The sequence below is a fragment of the Nonomuraea mangrovi genome (assembly GCF_042681425.1).
Classification (GTDB): domain Bacteria; phylum Actinomycetota; class Actinomycetes; order Streptosporangiales; family Streptosporangiaceae; genus Nonomuraea; species Nonomuraea mangrovi.
Window position 1 is genome coordinate 15165 of record NZ_JBHUFV010000043.1, and the last position, 20539, is coordinate 35703.

The 20539-nt window shown below is 68.5% G+C and carries 20 protein-coding genes; 8 read left to right on the top strand and 12 right to left on the bottom strand.

What is annotated here, in order from left to right:
* Positions 1–339: 339 nt before the first annotated feature.
* Complete coding sequence (locus ACFSKW_RS28115; RefSeq protein WP_379575465.1) at positions 340–1020, top strand: GNAT family N-acetyltransferase; 681 nt, start codon at positions 340–342, stop codon at positions 1018–1020.
* Here ACFSKW_RS28115 and ACFSKW_RS28120 read toward each other — a convergent pair.
* The gene (locus ACFSKW_RS28120; RefSeq protein ID WP_379575466.1) at positions 1012–1296 is read right to left on the bottom strand and encodes a hypothetical protein; all 285 of its coding nucleotides are present in this window, start codon (positions 1294–1296) and stop codon (positions 1012–1014) included. The genes ACFSKW_RS28115 and ACFSKW_RS28120 overlap by 9 nt on opposite strands.
* Between ACFSKW_RS28120 and ACFSKW_RS28125 the strand changes: the two genes are divergently transcribed.
* Complete coding sequence (locus ACFSKW_RS28125) at positions 1274–1357, top strand: hypothetical protein (protein WP_379575703.1); 84 nt, start codon at positions 1274–1276, stop codon at positions 1355–1357. The genes ACFSKW_RS28120 and ACFSKW_RS28125 overlap by 23 nt on opposite strands.
* A 44-nt stretch (positions 1358–1401) precedes the next feature.
* Here ACFSKW_RS28125 and ACFSKW_RS28130 read toward each other — a convergent pair whose 3' ends face one another.
* From ACFSKW_RS28130 to ACFSKW_RS28150, 5 genes are read right to left on the bottom strand one after another with little or no spacing between them, the layout of a single operon-like run.
* On the bottom strand, positions 1402–2349 hold the full coding sequence (locus ACFSKW_RS28130) for an ABC transporter permease (protein ID WP_379575467.1): 948 nt from the start codon (positions 2347–2349) through the stop codon (positions 1402–1404).
* Entirely contained in the window at positions 2346–3263 is a 918-nt protein-coding gene (locus ACFSKW_RS28135) for an ABC transporter permease (RefSeq protein WP_379575468.1), read from the bottom strand. Before ACFSKW_RS28135 ends, ACFSKW_RS28130 begins: the two co-directional genes overlap by 4 nt.
* Positions 3256–4782 (bottom strand): sugar ABC transporter ATP-binding protein, encoded by a 1527-nt coding sequence (locus ACFSKW_RS28140; protein WP_379575469.1) that lies wholly within the window; start codon positions 4780–4782, stop codon positions 3256–3258. The genes ACFSKW_RS28135 and ACFSKW_RS28140 overlap by 8 nt, the downstream gene beginning before the upstream one ends.
* Positions 4769–5830: an ABC transporter substrate-binding protein gene (locus ACFSKW_RS28145; protein WP_379575470.1), complete on the bottom strand. Its 1062-nt coding sequence runs from the start codon at positions 5828–5830 to the stop codon at positions 4769–4771. Before ACFSKW_RS28145 ends, ACFSKW_RS28140 begins: the two co-directional genes overlap by 14 nt.
* A 13-nt stretch (positions 5831–5843) precedes the next feature.
* Positions 5844–8360 (bottom strand): PA14 domain-containing protein, encoded by a 2517-nt coding sequence (locus ACFSKW_RS28150; protein WP_379575471.1) that lies wholly within the window; start codon positions 8358–8360, stop codon positions 5844–5846.
* A 143-nt stretch (positions 8361–8503) separates the two neighbouring features.
* Here ACFSKW_RS28150 and ACFSKW_RS28155 point away from each other — a divergent pair, with 143 nt between their 5' ends.
* From ACFSKW_RS28155 to ACFSKW_RS28170, 4 genes are all read left to right on the top strand, one after another.
* Positions 8504–9304: a DeoR/GlpR family DNA-binding transcription regulator gene (locus tag ACFSKW_RS28155; RefSeq protein ID WP_379575472.1), complete on the top strand. Its 801-nt coding sequence runs from the start codon at positions 8504–8506 to the stop codon at positions 9302–9304.
* A gap of 48 nt (positions 9305–9352) precedes the next feature.
* Entirely contained in the window at positions 9353–10843 is a 1491-nt protein-coding gene (locus ACFSKW_RS28160) for a sugar ABC transporter ATP-binding protein (protein ID WP_379575473.1), read from the top strand.
* A 315-nt stretch (positions 10844–11158) separates the two neighbouring features.
* Positions 11159–12031, top strand: a complete 873-nt coding sequence (locus ACFSKW_RS28165; protein WP_379575474.1) for a hypothetical protein — start codon at positions 11159–11161, stop codon at positions 12029–12031.
* A 184-nt stretch (positions 12032–12215) separates the two neighbouring features.
* Positions 12216–12971 (top strand): C45 family autoproteolytic acyltransferase/hydolase, encoded by a 756-nt coding sequence (locus ACFSKW_RS28170; RefSeq protein ID WP_379575475.1) that lies wholly within the window; start codon positions 12216–12218, stop codon positions 12969–12971.
* Between the two features lie 300 nt (positions 12972–13271).
* Here the strand turns inward: ACFSKW_RS28170 and ACFSKW_RS28175 are convergent, their stop codons facing one another.
* The 5 genes from ACFSKW_RS28175 to ACFSKW_RS28195 form a co-directional block, all read right to left on the bottom strand.
* Positions 13272–13568: a hypothetical protein gene (locus ACFSKW_RS28175; RefSeq protein WP_379575476.1), complete on the bottom strand. Its 297-nt coding sequence runs from the start codon at positions 13566–13568 to the stop codon at positions 13272–13274.
* A gap of 476 nt (positions 13569–14044) precedes the next feature.
* Complete coding sequence (locus ACFSKW_RS28180; RefSeq protein ID WP_379575477.1) at positions 14045–15700, bottom strand: flavin monoamine oxidase family protein; 1656 nt, start codon at positions 15698–15700, stop codon at positions 14045–14047.
* Positions 15701–15809: 109 nt separating this feature from the next.
* Entirely contained in the window at positions 15810–15983 is a 174-nt protein-coding gene (locus ACFSKW_RS28185) for a hypothetical protein (protein ID WP_379575478.1), read from the bottom strand.
* Positions 15977–16249 (bottom strand): hypothetical protein, encoded by a 273-nt coding sequence (locus tag ACFSKW_RS28190; RefSeq protein WP_379575479.1) that lies wholly within the window; start codon positions 16247–16249, stop codon positions 15977–15979. The genes ACFSKW_RS28185 and ACFSKW_RS28190 overlap by 7 nt, the downstream gene beginning before the upstream one ends.
* Positions 16246–17472, bottom strand: coding sequence for an MFS transporter (locus ACFSKW_RS28195; protein WP_379575480.1), 1227 nt, complete (start codon positions 17470–17472; stop codon positions 16246–16248). Before ACFSKW_RS28195 ends, ACFSKW_RS28190 begins: the two co-directional genes overlap by 4 nt.
* A gap of 72 nt (positions 17473–17544) precedes the next feature.
* Between ACFSKW_RS28195 and ACFSKW_RS28200 the strand changes: the two genes are divergently transcribed.
* Positions 17545–18387 (top strand): LysR family transcriptional regulator, encoded by an 843-nt coding sequence (locus tag ACFSKW_RS28200; RefSeq protein ID WP_379575481.1) that lies wholly within the window; start codon positions 17545–17547, stop codon positions 18385–18387.
* A 223-nt stretch (positions 18388–18610) separates the two neighbouring features.
* Here ACFSKW_RS28200 and ACFSKW_RS28205 read toward each other — a convergent pair whose 3' ends face one another.
* Positions 18611–19543 carry an NAD-dependent epimerase/dehydratase family protein gene (locus ACFSKW_RS28205; RefSeq protein WP_379575482.1) on the bottom strand — a complete coding sequence of 311 codons (933 nt, stop codon included), beginning with the start codon at positions 19541–19543 and terminating at the stop codon, positions 18611–18613.
* 232 nt (positions 19544–19775) lie between these two features.
* On the opposite strand from ACFSKW_RS28205, the gene ACFSKW_RS28210 reads away from it, so the two are divergent.
* A complete protein-coding gene (locus ACFSKW_RS28210; protein WP_379575483.1) occupies positions 19776–20414 on the top strand; it encodes a TetR/AcrR family transcriptional regulator in 639 nt (212 codons plus the stop codon).
* Positions 20415–20539: the final 125 nt, after the last annotated feature.

A 20539-nucleotide genomic window follows, 5' to 3' on the forward strand; every position in this document is an offset into this window, starting at 1 on the left:
AATTCATCGCACAGAGCTGACCTGGCAGTCCGCCACATTGGCGCCATGTGGCTCGCACACCCCAGGGTCATGGATGCATGGTGCGCACCAACGGGTCAGCCGCGCTCGGTCCGTACTCGTTCGCCCCGGGACGTACCGACAGGTCCCGTCACGACCTGGCACCAAAACGAACCCAGTGCGGGACAGACCGACACTAGATGACACCACCGATCAGTAAACGATCTTTCTTCTCATCCGACGGCCGCAGACATCCGGTCTGCGTAAGGTGTCAACCCGAGTCGGCATCTGCGGGCCGTTGACTGTTTATTCATGTGGGAGTCCGATGCCAGACTGCCGATCATGAGTAGTGGACGGTCCTCTGTCGTCATCCGGCCCTACGGAGATGGAGATCGTGATGCCGTCGTCGCGCTGGCCCCACGCCTGACCGAGGGCGTCGCGGCCTGGCGGGATGCCGACGCCGTCGCCGTCGCCGTGCGCGGCTGGGTCACCGGCTCCCTTGACCAGGGTGACGGCGACAGCCACGGTGTGCTGGTGGCGGTTTGCAGTGGCCGTGTCGCGGGCTTCGTCACCATGACCACCCGCCGGCACTTCACCGGCCAGATCGACGCCTACATCGGCGAACTTGTCGTCGCCGCCGAGGCGGAGCGCATGGGCGTCGGGCGCGCTCTGGTGGAGGCCGCCGAATCCTGGGCATGCGACCGGGGCCTGCGGCACATCACATTGGAAACCGGTGGGGCCAATGTCCGAGCTCGGAGCTTCTACCGGACGCTGGGTTACGCCGAGGAGGGGGTACGGCTGACCAAGCCGGTATCAGCCGGCGATCAGGCAACCTCAGCAGTGCCCGATCTCGGTCGCCCATCTACGGCAGGAAACGCCGCGAACTCGTCGTCAACCTCGCGTCCTGGAGGCACTGTCGAGCAGAACAAGCCAGCCACACACTCAGGCGAAGATCAGGTAGAGCAGACGACGGGCCTTCACTCCAGATCTTGGACACAGGTCATGCGGCATCGGTCAGAGTAGTTGATGTCGCGATGAGGCTGTTCTCGTAGGTGATCGGGCCGCGCTGTCCGAGCCGGGAATGGCGACGGCGAATGTTGTGGCGGTGGAGCCGACGATGCCGGTCTTGCGGCAGGCTTCGGCGAACGCTGCGCTGGTGTGAATGCGTCCGCCATCCTCGCCTACCTGAACGCCAACAGCGATATCGCGGCCGCCTCCCATCGGCTGCCCGTGCACCCCGAACACGATCTGGAACCGGCTTTCCCGCGCCGAGGAGATCTTCGGGTTCGATTTCGCCAACCCGGACGAGCACCTGGTGATGTGGCTGCGGTTGCGGCTCGGCGACCAGCTGGGCTGGTGAGCCCTGTCGGCGACGGCGGGCGAAGGTGCTCCAGGGGCGGTCAGCTACCGCTGGGCCTTGCTGAGCAGCCGCTGGGCGACAACGACCAACGCCAGGAAGGCCCCGCTGACCACCTGCTGGATCGAGGAGGTGAGGTTGCCGACCTGGTTGATGAGGCTCTGGATCACGCCGAGTAGCAGCACGCCGGCGACGGTTCCGGTCACGCCCCCCGCTCCCCCGGTCAGGAGCGTGCCGCCGATCACCACGGCGGCGATGGCGTCGAGTTCCATGCCGATGCCGAGAATGGTCACACCGGAGGACAAGCGGGCGGCGTTCAGTGCCCCTGCCAGGCCCGCCAGCAGCCCGGACATCAGGTAGACGTAGATCTTGGTGCGGGCGACGGGCACGCCCATGAGCGCCGCCGCCTGCTCGTTGCCACCGATGGCGTAGACGTTCTGCCCGAATCCGGTCCGCTGGAGCAGGACCATCGCGGCGAGCGCGAGGGCGATCGTCAGATAGACCGGATAGGTCAGGCCGAGGATCTCACCCTGCCCGAGCGCGGCGAAAGCAGGATTCTTCACGAGATAGGTGGTGGCGCCCTCGTTGGAGATCGTCAGCATCATGCCCCGCACACCGAGCAGCCCGGCCAGCGTGACGATGAAGGGAGCCAGGCCCGTCCTGGCGATGATCAGACCTTGGACCAGGCCGACCAGGCCGCAGACCGCGAGGGGCAGCAGCAGAGCCACGGCGAAGCCGTACTGGGAGCCGAAGGCCGCCAGCACCCCGCCGAGCACGAACAACGAGCCGACCGACAGGTCGATGCCGCCGCTGATGATCACGAAGGTCGTGCCGATCGCGACGACGGCCAGGAAGGAAGAGGAGACCACGATGCTCGCGGCGTTGTCCGGGGTCGCGAAGGAGTCGAAGCCCAGGGTGCCCACGACGACCAGCATCCCGAGCACCATCATCGCGCCGTGGTGCTGGAGCAGGCGGCCGAGCTGTTCGCGGTTCATCGCTTGCCACGCTCCCTTGTCAGGTAGACGGCGGCGAGGATGATGACCGCCTGGACCATCTGTGTCCACGACTGGGGCAGGTTGTGCTTGATCAGCGTGGCCGACAGCAACTGCATGAGCAGAGCCCCCATCACGGTGCTGGCGACCCTGATCCGCCCGCCGGACAGCGGCGTGCCGCCGACCACGACCGCGGTGATCGCCGACAGCTCGATGAACATCCCGAGGGAGGTGGGGTCGCTGGCCTGCAGCCGGGCGGTGGCCAGCACCCCTGCCAGCGCGGCCAGCACCCCGGAGATCACGTAGACGAGCACGAGAACCCGTTTCACCGGGAGTCCGGAGAGCTCGGAGGCGGCCCGGTTGCCGCCGATCGCGACCACCTGCCGGCCGAACGTGGTCCTGCGCACCAGGAAGGCGAGCAGGAGTGTCAGCACGGCCGCGATGATCACGATGAGCGGGACGCCGAAGAGCGCGTTGCTGCCGAGGGCGATGAGGTCGGGATTGCGGAACTCGACCAGTTGCGGCACCAGCACGTTGGCCAGCCCTCGCACCCCGACGAGCAGGGCCAGCGTGGCCACGATCGGCTGGATGCCCACGTAGGAGACCAGCACTCCCCCGGCCGCGCCCGCCACGGCCCCGCCGATCAGGGCGACGACGATGGCGACGGCCGCGCCGTACCCCAGGTAGAGGGCGGTGAGCGCGGCGGCGAGGGCCATGACCGAGCCGACGGACAGGTCTATGCCCTTCGTGCCGATCACCAGCGCCATGCCCAGCGAGACGATGACGATGGGCGTCACCTGGACGAGCTGGGTACGGAAGTTGGCCACGTCGAGGAAGTGCGGGGTGAACAGCACGTTGAACACCAGCAGCGCGAGCACGGCCGCGTAGACGCCGTAGTCGCGGATCCACCTAGTCATCGGCGCGCTCCGCGATGGCCGCCATGATCTTCTCCTCGGTCACGTCGTCGCCTGACAGTTCGCCGACGACCGTCCCCTCGCGCAGGACGAGGATCCGGTCCGCCCCTTCGACCAGCTCCTCCAGGTCCGACGAGATGAGCAGCACGCCCAGCCCCTCCTCGGCGAGCTCGTCGATGAGGGCCTGCACCTCCGCCTTGGCGCCGACGTCGATGCCGCGTGTGGGCTCGTCGAGGAGCAGGACCTTGGGGCGTACAGCCAGCCACCGCGCCAGCAGCACCTTCTGCTGGTTGCCTCCGGAGAGCTCAGACACCGCCTGGTACGGCGAGGCCGCCTTGATCCGGAGCCTCTTCATGAAGATCTCCACCACCCGGTCGATCCTGGCGTCGGAGACGACCCCCGCCCTGGCCAGCGCGGGCAGCGCGGCCAGGGCGATGTTGTCGCGCACCGAGAGCCCGGGGATGATGCCCTCGGCCTTGCGGTCCTCGGGGAGCATGCTGACGCCCGCGCGGATCGCCGCCACGGTCCTGCCGGTGGGCAGCGGCTGCCCCGCGACGAGCACCCGCCCGCCGTCGAGGGGCAAGGCGCCGACGATGGCTTTCGCGGTTTCGGTACGGCCGGCGCCCAGCAGCCCGCCGAGCCCGACGACTTCGCCGGGCCGGACGGAGATGGTCACATCGGTCAGCACGTGGCGCCGGGTGAGGCCGCGGGCCTCGACCACGGGCGCACCGCCCACGCGGTCATGGTCGCGATTGAACCGAGTGAGACCGCTGCTTTTCACCTCGGCCAGGTCGCGGCCGAGCATGAGCGAAATGAGCTTGAGCCGATCGAGGCCGGCCAGCGGCCCGGTGTGCGCCACCCGGCCGTCGCGCAGGACGGTCACGGTGTCGCACACCCGGTACAGCTCGTCGAGCCGATGGCTGACGTAGATCACGGCGATGCCGGCCTCGCGCAGCCGCCCGATCACGCCGAACAGGGTCTCGACCTCGCGCGGCTCCAGGGACGAGGTCGGCTCGTCCATGATGACGACTTTGGCGTCCACGGAGACGGCCCGGGCCAGGGCGACCATCTGCTGGGCTCCGACGCCGAGGCTGCGCAGCGGCCGCCTGACGTCGGTGTCGATGCCGTATTCGCGCAGGATGCCGCGGGCCTCGCCGTACAGCCTGGCGGTGTCGATCACCCCGAGGCGGCCGCGGGGCTCGCGGCCGAGCAGGAGGTTGCGCGCGACGCTCATCATCGGGACAAGGTTGACCTCTTGATAGATGGTGGAGATTCCGACTTTCTGCGCGTCCAGCGGGGTGTCGAAGCCGACGGCGGCTCCGTCATAGGTCAGGTCTCCCTCGTCGGGCTGGTAGACGCCGGTCAACACCTTGATGAGAGTGGATTTGCCGGCGCCGTTCTCACCCACGAGGGCGTGCACCTCGCCCGCGCCGAGGGCGAGGTGCACGTCGTCCAGCGCCACCACTCCGGGAAAGCGCTTGGTGATCCCCCGAGCTTCGAGCACGGCTTCAGTACGCTTCACCGAGCGAGTCCTTGGCGTTGGCCTGGTCGTATTCGCGGTCGGAGATGATCACCTTGTCGGCGATGCCCTCACCGTCGAGGAATTTCTTCGCCGTCTCGAAGGCCAGCGGGCCGAAGCGCGGGTTGGACTCGATCACCGAGTGGAGCCAGCCGTCGACGATGGCCTGGACCGCGCTCCTGGTCCCGTCGATGGAGACGATCTTGATATCGCCCGGCTGCTTGCCCGCGCCCTTCAACGCGGTCACGGCACCGAGGGCCATCTCGTCGTTCTCGGCGTAGATGCCGTTGATGTCGGGGTTGGACTGGATGAGCTGCTCGGTGACCTGCTGGCCCTTCTCCCGGGCGAACTCGCCGGTCTGCTCGAAGCTGATCGTGACTCCGGGTGCCTTCTCCTTGAGCCGGTCCTTGAAGCCGTTGGTGCGCTCGGTGGTGACGTTGTTGCCCGGCGCGCCGAGCAGGATCGCCACCTTGCCCTTGCCGCCCAGCGCCTCGATCATCTTGTCCGCGGCCCGCTTGCCCTGCTCGTAGAAGTCGGAGCCGATGAAGGTCAGGTAGTCGGTGCAGGCCTTGGCGTTGATCTTGCGGTCGACCGTGATGATGGGGACCTTCTTGGACGCCGCCTGCTGCAGGACCGGCTCCCAGCCGTCGGAGTTCAGCGGGGCGATCACCAGGAGCTTGGCACCCTGCGCGATGAGCTGCTGGACATCGGTGATCTGCTTGGAGAACTGCGACTGGGCGTTGGTCACCTTCAGGTTGGCGATGCCGAGCTTGGCCGCCTCGTCCTTGATCGACTTGGTCTCGGCGATGCGGAACGGGTTGGCTTCCTTCTCCGACTGGGAGAAGCCGACGGTGGCGCTCTTGAGGTCGAACTTCTCGCCGCCGAACTGGCTCAGCGTGCAGGTGGGGCCGGCCGTACCGGTGGGGGTCTGGACGATCTGCTGACCGGCCGTGCCGGTGGGGGCGGCGGCGGTCTGCGGCGCCTCGGCCTTGGCGCAGCCGGCCACGGTCACGAGAACGGCCAGCGCCAGGATGGTTGTGCGGGGGGTCATGGTGGGTTCCTTCCTAGCAGGCGGGCGAGATCTCGTCGATGAGCGCCCTGTTGGCGGCCCTGACCCGCGCGAGGTCGGGCTTGATGACCGCCCGGTCGTAGGTCATGAGCCCGTTGAGCTCCACCTCCACGTCGGTGGTCTGGGTGTAGATCGCCGCGCTGAGCCCTTCGCAGGCGTGCAGCCGCCGGAGCGTCCGGTCCATCTCGACGTAGCGGTTGGTCAGCGTCTCGGCGTCGGGTTCGACGCGGTAGCCCCAGCCGCCGCCGGAGTAGGTGTGGCCGAGGACGAGCAGGCCGAGCCCGCCGTACTCACCGAGGACCGAGGCCCTGGTCGCGCTCGGCGGGGAGACCGGCGCGGGGCCTGGGTACATGTGCCAGTCGATGACGTCGCCGTTGCCGCCGTCCTGGGCGCCGCAACAGTTGACGCCGCTCTGGTTGTCGACCAGCCGGGACGGGTCCCAGCTCTTGACCATGTCGGCCACCCTGGCCACCTCGTACTGGCCCCAGCTCTCGTTGAACGGCACCCACATGACGGCCGAGGGGCTGCTGCGGTGCTGGTCGACGATGCGCCTGAACTCGGTCTCGAACTGCGACTGGTTGGTGTTGCCCGAGGTCGAGGGCATGTCCTGCCAGACGAGCAGGCCGAGCTTGTCGGCGTGGTGGAACCAGCGGTCGGACTCGACCTTGACGTGCTTGCGCACGGTGTTGAACCCGGCCTGCTTGGTGACCTCCAGGTCGTAGCGCAGGGCCGCGTCGGTGGGCGCGGTGTAGATGCCGTCGGGCCAGTATCCCTGGTCGAGCGGGCCGAGCTGGAAGACCGGCTTGCCGTTGAGTAACATCCGCGTCTTGCCGTTGACCTGGCCGACCGAGATCTCCCGCATGCCGAAGTAGGACTTCACGCGGTCGTCGCGGGTCGTGACGGTCAGGTCGTAGAGGAAGGGGGTGTCCGGGGTCCAGAGCTTGGGGTTGCGGACCGGCAGGCTCAGCTCGGTGCCCGAGCGCCCGCTCGCCTGGCCGACGATCTTCGATCCGTCGCGGGCCACCAGCTCGACGCGGGTTCCTGCGAGGGGGGTGTCGACCGTCACCTTGAGCTTCTGGCCGGTCAGGTCGGGCACGGAGTCGACCGACAGGATCCGGTTGGGTGCCACCGGCTCTATCCAGACGCTCTGCCAGATGCCCGAGTTCGGCGTGTACCAGATGCTGCCCGGGGTGAGGCGCTGCTTGCCGGTCGGATGGTTCCCCTTGTCCGTGGGGTCGAAGACACCGACGATCAGCTCCTGCCGGCCGTTGCGCTTGAGCGCGTCGGTCACGTCCACGCTGAAGCGGTCGTAGCCGCCGCGATGGGTGGCCAGGCGGGTGCCGTTGACGTAGACGGTGGCCTCCCAGTCCACGGCGTCGAGGTGGAGGATGATCCGCTCACCGCGCCAGTTCCTCGGGACTTCGAAGGTCCTGCGGTACCACATCCGGTCCTCGTTCCTGCCGATGCCGGACAGGGCGGACTCGACGGGGTACGGGACGATGATGCGCTCGGTCAGGTTCTTGCCGATCGGGGGTTGCTCTCCCGCCTCGGCGGCGGCGAACTGCCAGGGGCCGTTGAGTCCGTGCCAGCGGTCGCGGACGAGCTGCGGGCGCGGATATTCGGGGTGCGGGTTGGCCGGGTTCACGTCCTTGGCGAACTTGCTGGCCAGGAGGTATTCGGAGCGGTTGAGCACCATCGCGCGGGGGAAGGCGCCCAGCGCGGTGCCGTCGGTGAACGCGATGCCGCCCGTGCCGTCATAGGAGGCGCGCACGCTGTTGCCCGCCTTGAGCGGGATCTTCTCGCCCAGTGTGAGGGTCAGGGTCGCGCCGGAGGAGGAGGCGGACTTGATCGGCCAGACCGACCCACCCGTGGTGATCCTGAAGCCGGTGTGGGAGGTGGTGGGCTTGAGCTCCTTGGCGAAGGTCAGGGTGGCGATGTCGCCTGACTTGCCGATCTCGGCCAGGGTGGGACCGGGCGGGTCGAAGCCCTCGGGCAGGTAGAACGCCTCCGTGGGCACGATGGCCTTGGCCAGATCGGGGCTCTGCCAGCGCAGGCGCAGGTTGGCGCCGCCGTAGTGCTCGAAGTACTCGAGCTTGACGTCGTACTTCCGCCCGGCTTCCAGGGCGATCGGGGTGCCGACCTGCTCGACGTCCCAGATGTCGCGCCAGTTGTCGATGATCAGCTGGTTGTCGACCCACAGGCGGAAGCCGTTGTCGCCGATCATGGAGAAGGTGTACGTCTGGGAGGCCGGGACCTCGATCCGCCCGGTCCACCGTACGGTGACGTCTTCCTCACGGCCGGTCAGTTCGGTGAAGGTCGGGTTGAGATCGGAGAACTCGATGTTCGGCTCGACGACGGTCGCCTTGAGCTCGCCGAAGTCGAACCTGCCCGGGCCGGTGCTCAGGTAGTAGTCGCCTTTGAGGCCATGCCGCTCCGCCTGCGCCGTCGCCGGGGAGGGCAGCCACAGCATGCCGAGCAGGACGGCCAGGACTAAGGGGAGGCGTGTGATCACGGAACTGCCTTCCGATCGAAACGAGCGCCATCTCGACCAAAGAAAGCATCGTTCTGACCGTCAGGTCAAGAAAAACCGATCAGATTCGTTCTGAGATGGACACAGATGGGCAGACCTCGGTCCTTCGACTATGATCGGGCCACGTGAGCGACACGCAGAGTGAGAGCCGCAGGCCCGTGTTCGCCGCCGAGCGCCGCCAGCGGATCCTGGAGCTGGTCCGGGCCAACGGCGCGGTCTCCCTGCGCGAGCTCGCCCAGGCGGTGCGCTCCTCCGAGGTGACCGTCCGCCGCGATCTGCGCGCGCTCGAGTCCGAGGGCCTGCTCAACCGCCACCACGGCGGCGCCACCATGCCCGGCGACCTCACCCGCGAGCCGAGCCACACGCAGAAGGCCGCCGCCGCCTCAGCCGAGAAGGCGGCGATCGCCGACCTGGCGGCCTCGCTCGTGGAGGACGGCGACGCGATCGTCATCGGCCCAGGCACCACCACGCAGGAGTTCGCCCGCAAGCTGACCAGGCACACCGAGCTGGCCGTGGTGACCAACTCCCTGCTGGTGGCCCAGGCACTGGCCGCATGCCCGCGCATCGAGGTGGTCGTCACCGGCGGCTCACTGCGCGGCACCATCCTCGCGCTCGTCGGCAGCGCCGCCGAGAGCTCGCTGGCTGGGCTGCGCGTGCGCCGCGCATTCATCTCCGGCAACGGCCTGACCGCCGAGCGCGGCCTGTCCACACCCAACCTCCAGGTGGCCGCGGTCGACCGCGCGCTCGCCGCGGCGGCGGAGGAAGTCGTCGTCCTGGCCGACCACACCAAGATCGGCCACGACACCATGGTCCAGACGATCCCGGCCGAGCGCATCGCCCATCTGGTCACGGATGACGACGCTCCCCGCGACGTGCTGGACGACCTGGCGGGCAAGGGTGTAAGGCTGCACGTTGCCCAGACCTGACCGAATGTGATTGTTTCTTACTGTGGCCACCATCGGGTGGAGGCAACCGTGCTTCAGCTTGCAGGCGTTCTCAAGACATTCCAGGGCATCCCAGCTCTCGACCACGTGACGCTCGCCGTACGCCCCGGGTCGGTCCACGCTGTCATCGGCGGCAACGGGGCGGGCAAGTCCACCCTGGTAAAGGTGATCTCCGGCGTCTACCAGCCCGACGCGGGCCAGGTGCGCTACCTGGGTGAGCCGGTCAGGTTCGCCTCCCCCGCGCAGGCCAGACAGGCCGGCATCGCCACGATCCACCAGGAAAGCGGCCTCGTCCCCACCATGAGCATCGCCCGCAACCTGTTCCTCGGCACCGAGCCGCGCGGGCGGTTCGGGCTGATCGACTTCACGGCCATGCACGCCCGCGCCGACGAGCTTCTCTCCCTGTACGGCTTACACGTCAACTCCCGCCACCCGCTCGACTCCCTCACCCCCGGCGCCCAGCAGCTCGTCGCCCTGGCGAGAGCCGCCTGCGCGGACGCCAGGCTGGTCATCATGGACGAGCCCGCCACAGTCCTGGAACACGGCGAGCTCCAGACCCTCCTGGCCGCCGTGACCCGCTTACGCGAGGAGGGCCGGGCGGTGATCTACGTGACACACCGCCTGAAGGAGCTCTACGAGATCTGCGACCGGGTCACGGTCCTGCGCGAGGGCCGCGTGGTCCACACCGGCCCGCTGGCCGGACTCGACCGGGTTCGACTCGTCTCCCTCATGCTGGGCCATCCCTTCCACCCCCTGGACGCTCCTTCGGAGAGCTGGCCCGTAGACGAGCCCGCCGACCAGCCCGTCTTGGAGGCCAGGGGCCTCACCAGGACAAACGTGCTCGCGGGAGTCTCCCTGGCCATGCGGCCCGGCGAGGTCGTCGGCCTGAGCGGCCTGCTCGGCGCCGGCCGCAGCGAAACGGCCAGGGCCATCGCCGGCGCGCTGCCCGTCGAGTCCGGCCAGGTCACCGTGTCCGGCACCGCCAGCAGGAAGTGGTCCATCCGCAACGCCATCCGAGCCGGAGTGGGCCTGGTGCCGGAAAACCGGATCACCGAGGGCATCGTCCCCGGCCTGTCGGTACGCGACAACATCGCCCTGGCCGCGCTCCCCCGCCTATCCCACATCGGCATCGTCGCCGACGCCCAGATCGACAGGATCGTCTCCACCTTCATGAAACGGCTCGACATCAAGGCGGCCTCCCCCCGCCAGCCCGCGGGCGAGCTCTCGGGCGGCAACCAGCAGAAGGTACTGCTGGCCAGGTGGCTGGCCATGCAGCCCAAGGTCCTTCTGCTCGACGAACCGAGCAGAGGCGTCGACCTGGCCAGCAAGAGGGAAATCCAGACCCTCCTCGACGAACTGGCCGTCGACGGCCTGGCGATCCTCCTGATCTCCTCGGACGTGGGCGAGCTCGCGGACAACTGCGACTCCGTCGTAGTGCTCCGCCACGGCGCCATCACCCACCAGCTCACCGGCCCCGACGTGACGGAGGACCGCCTCCTGGCAGCCCTCGCGGCCGGCTAGCGACAAGGGGACTCCGCCGAGCCGGTCTCGTCGGCCTGCGTTCAGGTCGACGATTCCGGCTGGATCGGTGATCGGATCTGGGAAGGCGCGTAGCGGAGCCGCCTGGCCCAGGGCTTGACGGATCGACTGGGCGAAACGGTGCGCAGCTGCCCTCGATCCCCTCCTCAAGGTCCCGCCGCCAAGCGAACCCGTCATCCGCGCTGGTCCGCAGCCTCAGCACTTTCCGCGCGGGAAGTTCGAGCGGATTCCCGGTGCCGCGCACGGTGGTCTCCGGCCACGATGCTGGATAGCCGCTTCGCTGAGATCGCTGGGCACATGGTCAGGCTGGGGGCCGCATCGGCTGACAGGGCCTGGTTGATCGTCGAGAGCGCGTCGCCCATGTCCCCCGAAGACCCGCCGGCGACCTACGTCGTGTCCACCTGGGACGGCCAGGCGTGGCGGAGTGAACGGGTGGACCTGGGCGTGCAGTCCGCCAGCGGCGAGCGGCTGGCGGCACAAGGGGCGTGGGTGCTGCTCGGCGATCGCGCGATGCGCTGGAGCGGTACGGCGTGGCAGACCGCGCCCCTGCACTCCTACAGCGACAAGGTGGCGGGCACCACCGAAGAGCCGTGGGTGATCGCCGCTCCCTACCCGGACGACGAGGACGAGGCAGCGCGGATCCAGCTGTCGAGATGGACGGATCGGGGCTGGCAGGCCGTCCCCTTGCCTGGAGGGATGGCCCTGCCTCCGGGCACCGAGGCCATCCACCCGGATGAGCCCTCGACGGACGTCGCCGGTGTGGCGCGGACCGGGCCGGAGGAGTTCTGGGTCGCGGGCACGTTCAGCTGGGGCGAGCACGAGTCCGTCGACGAGGAGGACATCACGGTCTCCAGGAGCCTGGTGATGCGCAATGTCGCCGGCCAGTGGAGCTGCTGGTGGGGCCCGACCGACGACAGCGACCAGCCTGACTCGTTCGTCGACGCGGTGCCCGACGGGCGGGGTGGGCTGTGGGCGGCCTCGGAGCTCGGCATGTTGTGGCATCTGTCGGACGGGCGCTGGACACGCGAGCAGGCGCCCGTCGACAAGGGTGTGCCGGTGATCAAGGATCTGGCCGGCTCGCCGGGCGGCGAGATCTACGCACTCGGCGGCATCGACTCCGAGCGGTGGGCCGAAAACACCAGGCCCGCATTGTGGCGGCTCGAGCCGTGAGTGAGGCGTAGAGCTCCATCGTCTGCTCGGCGATCCTGCCCTAGGTGTACTGACCTGAGAGGTCAGGTACACCTAGCACCGCTCAATTGCGACGACGCCGCGACAGCGGTGCCGTCGATTCTCTGACGATGAAGGTCGTCGGGAGCCGGACGCGCTCGGCGACCGGCGTGTTGTGGATCAACCCATGGAGCATCTCGACGGCGCCTTCGGCGGGCCGTTCGGGGTGCATGTCGATCGCGGAGATCGTGGGGGCTCGGTCTTGGTGGCGGGCACCGACACCAACGGCTGGAACCTGGATTGCGAGGCCGCCTACATGGTCGGGATCACCGAGCACGGCATCCTCGGCAAGATCGGCGTCAACAGTGCCGGGCTTGCGCTGCACTTCAACATCCTCGGGCATCGCGAGGACGGCGTCGGGGGCGTCCCCGTGCACCTGCTCGCCGCGATCGTGCTCGAGGAGGCCGGGTCGGTCACAGAGGCCCTCGACCTCGTGCGATCGGCGCCCATCAGCGCATCGAGCTCCTTCACCCTGTTCGACCATGAGACGGCCGTTACCACCGACATCACTCCGGTCGGGGTGTTCGCCGTCGAGCCGGTCGACGGGACCGTCATCCGCACCAACCACTTCCTCGCGCCGGCGCCCCGCGCGGGCGAGAAGAATGAGCTCTACCAGCCGGATTCGGGCGAGCGCTACGACCTCGTGGCGTCCCGTTTCGCGCGTGGTCCAGAGCCGCGAAACGCGACGGAACTGCTCGGCTTCCTGTATTCCGCTCCTGGCCAGCCGCACCTGTGCTGCGTGCCGGACATGACGTTGCCGCTCGGTCAGCGCTGGGCCACCCTCGCCACGATCATGCTCGAACCCGGCAGCCGGACGGCGCGCGTCGCTGATGGTTCGCCACTCGAGGCACGTAACCGCCCGTGGCGGACGCTCACGGCCTAACCTCCAGCGGACAGCCCGACGGAACGGGTCTGCAGCGGGCGGCCTATCTCGAGAACTTCCCCGGTGCTCGGGGCGGCCAGCCCCCTGAGCCTCACGAATGCGCGTGGGGTGTCCAGCACGTTCGGACGCTCGCGGTGAGATCGCACCGCCGTGCGACCGCGACCTTCGGATCGTCGTAGCGGACCTTGCCAGTCGGCACCGTCCCACCACACTGAAGGCGTGCACATGTCCCAGGAACGCTTCCTGTCCGCAGGACAACGAGACTCTTCTCCGCACCACGGTGATCGGCACTGGTTCGTTCTATCGGCTGTCAGCGGGCTCGATGTCGATCACGACCAGCTTGTCGAAGCGGTAGCCGTCGAGGTTGGACATGTTCCAGTTCTCGCCTGGTCTGATCTGGTGGAACCTGAAGGTCGCATTGGTCTCGTTCGCGCCCAGGATGCACCGCACCCGGCTGGGCGGGTCGAGCGTGTAGACGCACTTGCTGACCTCCAGGGCGAACGCGACACCGTGCAGGAGCAGGGTCTGCTGGTCCTCTTCGCTGATAACCGGTGCATCATCGACGGTGGCCACCTCCACCGAGACGAAGTCCTCCAAGTGGAAGGAACTGTGAGAGCACTCCCAGGCGGTGAGCTCCGGGAAGAACGAGGGTGCGTCTGCCGCTCCTCCCGTGGAGTCGGCCCAGGTCAGGACTTCCCCACATCGGACTATGCCCCGTGCCGCGCGTGCTCGAAGATCCGGTGAGAGGCCACCAGGCGGCGCCAAGGCCTCCAGACCGTTCGGCAACCTGAGCGCCTTCACTGCGGCGTCGTTCATTTTCAGGGAAAGCACGCCACTTATGATCGCAGTGGAGCCGCCGCATGAGCACGGCGACGGGATTTGGGCGTCCGGGCTATCTGGAGGAGGTGCGCCGCCTACTGGAGTCGGGCCCATTCCGCCCGCTGCTGGTGCGTGAATGCAACATCCCCCAGGGTCACGTCCAGCAGGAGGGGAGACCGCGGCGAGAGGAACTGGCATCACTGGCTGACGGGAGCATGGGCATTGTGTAGGCGGCGGTCGTCGGCGAGGGTCAGTTAGGCGCGCAGGCTGGCCAGTACCTCGTTGGCGGCACGTTCGCCCTCGGTGGCACCGCCGTTCATGAAGCCCTGAAAGTCGTAGGAGCAGTGCTCGCCCGCCAGGTGGACGTTGCCCTGACGGGTGCCCTCGTAGCCTGCGTATTTGTGCAGGTAGCCGACGGGCCAGTAGGAGTAGGCGCCCAGGGAGTAGGGGTTCTTGTGCCAGGCCGACAGCTGAGCGCGGCCGCTCCATGCGGCCTTGGTGCCAGGGAAGACCTGGTCGATATGCGTGAGCATGCCCGCTACCAGGTCGCGGACGTAAGGGTCTGTGTGGGTGGCGAAGGGGGTGGAGGGGTTGAGAGCGCGGGCCAGGCTGCCTCCGCCGTACTGGATGAGGATGCCGCCGACGCCCTGCTGTCCCTTGGTAGTGTCCCAGCACTGTTGGAAGGGCAGATCGGTGAAGCAGTCGCCAGCGGACACACCCGGCCAGGGCCCCGTGCCGATCCACGGACGGCCGGTGAATTGCATGTTGAGCTTGGTGACGTGACCCATCCGGGCATCGCGCAGCAGGTTCGTCATGCGGGCGTCCAGGCCTGCCCTGGACATGTCGAGGTCCTGCAGGATGGGCAGCGGCACGGTGAGGATCGTGTGGTCAGCGGTGACGGTCTTGGTGGTGCCGCCGTTGTCGAAGGTGAGCGTTTGGGTGCCGTCGGAGTCGGCCCGTATGGCTAGCAGCTTCCAGCCCAGCTGGAGCGAGCCCGAGGGCAGCGACGCGGCGATGGCGGCGGGGAGCTGGTCGTTACCTCCGACGATGTGGTAGCGCTCGTCGGACAGGCCCCACACGTTGAAGTGGCCAGGATTGGGCTGGTAGCCGAGCAGCAAGATGAGCGCCAGCGAGGACTGCTCCACCGTGTCTGCGCCGTACTCCACGTTGTAGGCCACATCGAGGAAGCGTCCCAGGTTGGAGGCATGGCCGCCAGGCACCCGAGAGTCAATCCAGTCGTAGAGCGACATGTTGTCCAGCGCGGTACCGGCCGCAGTGGTGCTGTTCCACTTCACCTCGCCCGCGGCCTGCAGGTCAGCGTGGAGCGCCTGGTAGATCTCCTTGAAGTCAGCGTCCGCCTGAGAGCGCGGATAATAGCCGCCGTTGAAACGCAGAATCTCCTCGGCACCGTTGGGCCCCGCTGCGGCGAAGTTGACCGTGGGAAGGCCGAAACGGCGGCACAGCTCCCGCATCTTCCGGTGCTCCTGGTCGATCAGCTCGCCGCCGACCTCGGAGGTCTGGCCGCCGGACCACAATGAGCGCTGGGAGTAGATACGCCCGCCGACCCGGGTGGGGTTGGCCTCGTAGATGACGGGCGTCGCCCCGGCGTCGCGTAAGGTCAGCGCGGCGGTCAGACCGGCGATGCCGCCGCCGACGACCGCCACTCGCGCGGGCTTCGGCGGTTTGGCGACGTCGGCGCGCGCGGCCCTGGGTGTCGCGGTGAGGGCGGCCGCGCTCAGGCCGGCCAGGGTGACTCGTTTGAGCAGTTCGCGCCTGGCCATGCCGCCGGGCTCTTCGGCGGCTTCAGTACGTAACCCGCGCAGTTCCTCGACAGGGATGCCCAACCGCCTGGCGTCGCCGTGTTCGGCGACCAGGCGCTGGAGCGCGCGAAGGGAAGCGGTTCGAGGCATGACAATGACCTCCTGATCGTGTTAGCGATCAGCTTGAGGTCCCGCCGCATCGCCGACCAGCCGCCAAGCCGTAATCGATCATGGACTTCAGGTGACACAGTGCCATCCTTCAGTGGACCGTCAGCGCTCCTTCTTGCTCGGCCGAACGGTGTTCCGCAGCGATGTCGAGGCTCCGGCACAGCAGCAGGTAGGCCACCGCGGAGACAGGCAGGCCGACGAACATCGAGCAGTCCACGCCGCCCGAAGTCATCGCGGCGAATCCGGTGAAGGGAGCGCTCACCATGACAGCAGGTACGCCAGGTTGCCGCAGAAGGCGTTGAAGCGCTCCTCCCCCACGGGTTGAGCGTTGGCTCGGACGGCTACCGCCATCGCCGCAATCGTGACCGCCCGAACCCGCCTTGTTGGGTTCACCGGGCGGAAGGAGTCCCGAATGGAGATCATCGTCAGGCTGCCGGCGCACTGGTTGATCGCCATGACCGACGGCAGGTCGACGAGCATCGCGGCGATCGCGAACCAGCCGAGGCCGTAGCCGTACCGGGCTGACGTCATGGGGTCGGCGCGGCGGCGTCGCAGGGCTCGAGTGTCTCCGATGAGGACGACGGAGACGGCCTGGCGGCGGGTGACCGGCGCGAGAGCAGGTATCCCGCCAGTGCGGCGAGCAGGCCGGCCAGGCCGGCCGCCGCGAAGCCGCCCGCCGGCACGGACGCGTCGATCGCCACTCCCGCGACCGGGGAGCCGAGCGCGAACCCCGCGCTCAGCGCCGAGGACTGCAGGCCGGTCGCCTCACCTCGCACGCCGGCCGGCGTCAGCCGGCTCACCGCGTCGGAGACCGTGGAGAGGGTCGGTGCGGTGAGCAGCCCGGCACCGATGACGGCCACACACAGCCAACGCCAGTCATGGGCAAGTCCGGCCGGAATCGTCACCAGCCCGAGCAGGCCGAGCAGCAGCCAGATGGGCATCGGCCGGGGCAGCGCTCCGTACACCAGACCGCCCACGACGGACGTCACCCCGAACACGGCGACGACCACGGCCGCCAACGAGACCTGACCGGCTTCTTCGAGCGTGGCGATGATGGCCAGATCGACGCCGCTGAGCAGCATCGCGACGCCGAACCCCATCGTCAGAACAGCGACCATGCGCGTTCCCAGCCACTCCCGGCGCCGGGGCCGGCCTGCTGCGTCGCCGTCCGCCTCGTCCTTGGCCCGCAGCGGCGGGTTGAGCAGGGCGATCCCTGCCCCGCCGGCGACGATCGCGGCGCCCACGCCCCATGCCACCACACCGGGGGACACCTTCGCCGCGCACAGGATCACCACCGCCGGGCCGACCATGTACGACAGCTCGCCCACCACCGACTCCAGCGCGAACGCTGCCCGCCGCTGCTCTGCCGTCGTCATCGCGGCGATCGCCTGCCTGGTAACCGGTTGGACCGGCACCATCAGCAGACCGGCGGCGAAGGATGCGCCCAGCAAGATCACGTACGGCAGCACAGGCACGGTGAGCCAGAACACGATCTGCGGCACAACCGTGGCCAGCAGCACGGTACGCAGGCCCCGCCGGTCGATCATCCGGCCCAGCAGCGGCCCGCCCAGCGCGACACCGGCGGTGAGCACCGCCGCCACGGCTCCCGCCGCCGCGTAGCTCATGTCGAGCGCGAGCACGACGTACATCGTCAGCGCCATCACGTCCGCCGTGATCGCGACACGAGCGAGCAGCGAAATGCCCAGCAGTGGCGTCATCCCTGGCACCGCGAGCACCTGTCCGAATCTGATCACCGGTTTGACGCTAGATCGTCCGTCATGCCATAGGAAGTCGTCATTTCGTTGGACCAGGCATAATGAACGCTTATGGCACGTGATCTCGAGACCGCCCTGCTGCGGTCGTTCGTCACCGCCGTGCGAGCGGGCAGCATCAGCCGTGCGGCGGCGGCGCTCGGCCATACCCAGCCTGCGCTCAGCCAGCAGTTGCGCAAGCTCGAGAGGGCCGTCGGCAGTCCGCTGCTGCATCGGGCGCCGTCCGGTGTCTCCCCGACCCGCGCGGGCGAGGAGCTGCTGCCGTACGCCGAGCGCATTCTCGCGCTGTCGGCCCAGGCACTCGCCGAAACGGGACGTGCGCTCACCGGGCGTTGCGGCGTGGGACTCCTCGAAGATCTCACCGTTTCCCGCCTTCCTCAGGCACTCGCCGACCTCGCGCGGCTGCATCCCGACGCGACGCTGGAGGTGCTCAGTCTTTCCAAGGCGACAATGCGGGAGGCCTACGACACGGGCCGTGTCCAGCTCGTGCTCGACGAGGTCCCGGATCTTCCGTGGCCGCCGCGCTGGACGGTGCGTCTACCCCTGGTCTGGGCGGTCGGGCAGGGTGTCGCCGCCGACGCCGATCCGCTGCCGGTGGTGCTGTTTTCGAACACGTGCGCGTGGCGGACGTCGGTACTGCAAACGCTGGAAGGCACCGGGCGCCGCTGGCGGGTGGCGTTCGAAAGCAACAGTCTCGCCGGAGTGCTCGCTGCGCTTCGGGCCGGGCTCGGGGTCGCGGCGCTCATACCCGCCAACCTCGAGCCGGCCATGGCCTGCCACGACGCGGCCGCGTTGCCTGCTCTGCCGGACGTCGAACTCGGCCTTGCCCGCCACCCGGGAACCGAAGGCGATGCGCTCATCGACGCCGTGGAGACCGCCCTGCGGCGGATGATCTGAGCCCATGGGCGAAGGTCTCGGCCGTCACGGTGCGCTGGCCACCTACCTCCGCGCGGCCTCTTGCCGCCGCGAACTCGGCGCCATGCCTGTACGGCCTGCCGACCCCAGGGTCATAGCGTCGTGGTGGGCGGGCAGGCGCAGCACCCGGTCGCAGCGGATGCGGACCAGCAGTTCGACGGGCAGGTCGCGCAGGACATAGGCCAGAAGGTCGATCGGCGTGGAGTCACGACACCTGGAGGCCCTGCCGCCAGGACGGGTGCGCCGGGCGCCAGCCCAGCTCGCGCTTGGCCTTCGCGTTCGACGCGCCGCGAAGCTCGGTCATCAGCACGACGCCGGCCTCCCCGGCGGCCAGCCGCCCGACGAACCGCGGCACGCGCATCGGCTTCTTGGCGCCCAGCATCCGAGCCAGCTCCGGCAGCCACTCGGCAACCGGGGCGGGGTCATCGTCGACGATGTTGTAGACACCGCGGGCGCCGTTCTCGACCGCCGCGGCCGTCGCCTCAGCCGCGTCGGCGATGTGGATGAACGACCACACTCCGCTGCCCCCGCCGACGACCGGAAACTTTCGCTTACGGATCATCTCGAGTTGCTCGGAGCCCGGCTCCATCGAGGTGCCCGGTCCATAGAACGCGCCGTAGCGAAGCACGATCCCCTCGGTCCAGTCGGCGCCCAACACAGCTCTCTCCAGATGCCCGATCGCGGCGATCATCGGGGCCATCCGGCTGACCGGCGACGGGTCCAGTTGGTCCTCTTCGTTCTTCACCGGCCCACCCGTTCGGGCATAGGTGAACGCACCATTGCTCGCCGCCACGAACCGCTGCACACCTGCCGCGCGCCCTGCCGCGAGGAGATTGTCGGTGCCCTCGATCCGCAGCCGGTCGGTGGCGGCGAAACTGCGATCGAAATGGCGGGCGTCTACGTGGCCGATGGCGGTCAGCTGATGAACGATCACATCCGGCTTCGCCTCGCGCACGGCCGTCTCGACCTGGCCGCGATCGAGCGCATCGGCGACGATCGGCACCGCGCCCAGCTCGGACAGTCTGGTCTTGTTCGATTCGTTGCGCGTCATGGCGACGACCTGGTGCCCCGCGGCGACCAGGCGCGGCACCAACTGCCGGCCCATCACTCCGGTCGCTCCTGCTACCAGCACTCTCATGGTCAGCTCCTGGTTCACGTGCTCTTGGCTTCGATTGCGGTGCCGCTCAAGAACCACCCGCACCTGCGTTCAGCCCTTGAGCCGAGCCGCGAGCTGGGTCGCCGCAGCGGCTCATGACCGCCACCATATGCAGTCATTGCACTCATGTGCAACCAATGCACATCGATATACTCGCGGTGGAAGCGCAGTCAAGGCAGTCCTGACCAACAGACCCAAGGAGGGGCAGCACCCGATGACGACTGACAAACCAGCACGCGGCGGCGGCCGGGAGGCGCAGCGTCGCCGCACCCGCAAGGCGATCGTCGATGCGGCGGTACGCCTCAGCGCCGGCGGAGCGACGCCATCCATCGACGAGATCGCGGCCGCCGCCGACGTGTCGCGCCGCACGATCTACATGTACTTCCCGGCCCTGGACCAACTGCTCATCGACGCGACGGCCGGCGCGCTCAACGAGCCACCGGTCGAGGCGGCGCTGTCCGATCCCGCGCTCGCCGACGACGCGGCAGGCCGAGTCGACGCCCTCATCCAGACACTGCTGAAGTACTCGCCACAATCGCTACCCCTGGGGCGCCGCATGATCCGCTTGACCGTCGACCCGCCCCTGAACGGCGCGCCGGAGCCGACCGGCCCACGTCGCAACCAACGCCGGATCGAATGGCTGGACAAAGCCTGCGAACCACTGCGCGACACCCTGAGCGAGCGGTCCTACCAGCGCCTCATCTCCGCGTTGACCATGGTCGTCGGATGGGAGGCGCAGATAGCCCTGCGTGACGTCCGCGGACTCGACCCCCAGGCCGAGCAGGACGCCATGACCTGGGCCGCCCGCGCCCTCGTGGAAGCCGCGATCAGAGAACACGATCACCAACAGTGAGCGTCCATGGGGTGCGCGCTGCGGTAAACCTCCCCGCCATGTCGCCGTGGGAGTACAGGTCCGAGCAATCTACTCGCCGGTAGGGACGCGCCTCTGTCGCCTATGTCAGCCACGTCCTGGACCCG

Excerpts from the sequence above, each read along its gene's own strand:
- ACFSKW_RS28135 (WP_379575468.1), bottom strand. The coding sequence starts at position 3,263 with ATGACTAGGTGGATCCGCGACTACGGCGTCTACGCGGCCGTGCTCGCG.
- ACFSKW_RS28165 (WP_379575474.1), top strand. The coding sequence starts at position 11,159 with ATGGTCAGGCTGGGGGCCGCATCGGCTGACAGGGCCTGGTTGATCGTC.
- ACFSKW_RS28115 (WP_379575465.1), top strand. The coding sequence starts at position 340 with ATGAGTAGTGGACGGTCCTCTGTCGTCATCCGGCCCTACGGAGATGGA.
- ACFSKW_RS28180 (WP_379575477.1), bottom strand. The coding sequence starts at position 15,700 with ATGCCTCGAACCGCTTCCCTTCGCGCGCTCCAGCGCCTGGTCGCCGAA.
- ACFSKW_RS28145 (WP_379575470.1), bottom strand. The coding sequence starts at position 5,830 with ATGACCCCCCGCACAACCATCCTGGCGCTGGCCGTTCTCGTGACCGTG.
- ACFSKW_RS28205 (WP_379575482.1), bottom strand. The coding sequence starts at position 19,543 with ATGAGAGTGCTGGTAGCAGGAGCGACCGGAGTGATGGGCCGGCAGTTG.
- ACFSKW_RS28170 (WP_379575475.1), top strand. The coding sequence starts at position 12,216 with ATGGAGCATCTCGACGGCGCCTTCGGCGGGCCGTTCGGGGTGCATGTC.
- ACFSKW_RS28185 (WP_379575478.1), bottom strand. The coding sequence starts at position 15,983 with ATGGTGAGCGCTCCCTTCACCGGATTCGCCGCGATGACTTCGGGCGGC.
- ACFSKW_RS28190 (WP_379575479.1), bottom strand. The coding sequence starts at position 16,249 with ATGACGTCAGCCCGGTACGGCTACGGCCTCGGCTGGTTCGCGATCGCC.
- ACFSKW_RS28200 (WP_379575481.1), top strand. The coding sequence starts at position 17,545 with ATGGCACGTGATCTCGAGACCGCCCTGCTGCGGTCGTTCGTCACCGCC.
- ACFSKW_RS28130 (WP_379575467.1), bottom strand. The coding sequence starts at position 2,349 with ATGAACCGCGAACAGCTCGGCCGCCTGCTCCAGCACCACGGCGCGATG.
- ACFSKW_RS28210 (WP_379575483.1), top strand. The coding sequence starts at position 19,776 with ATGACGACTGACAAACCAGCACGCGGCGGCGGCCGGGAGGCGCAGCGT.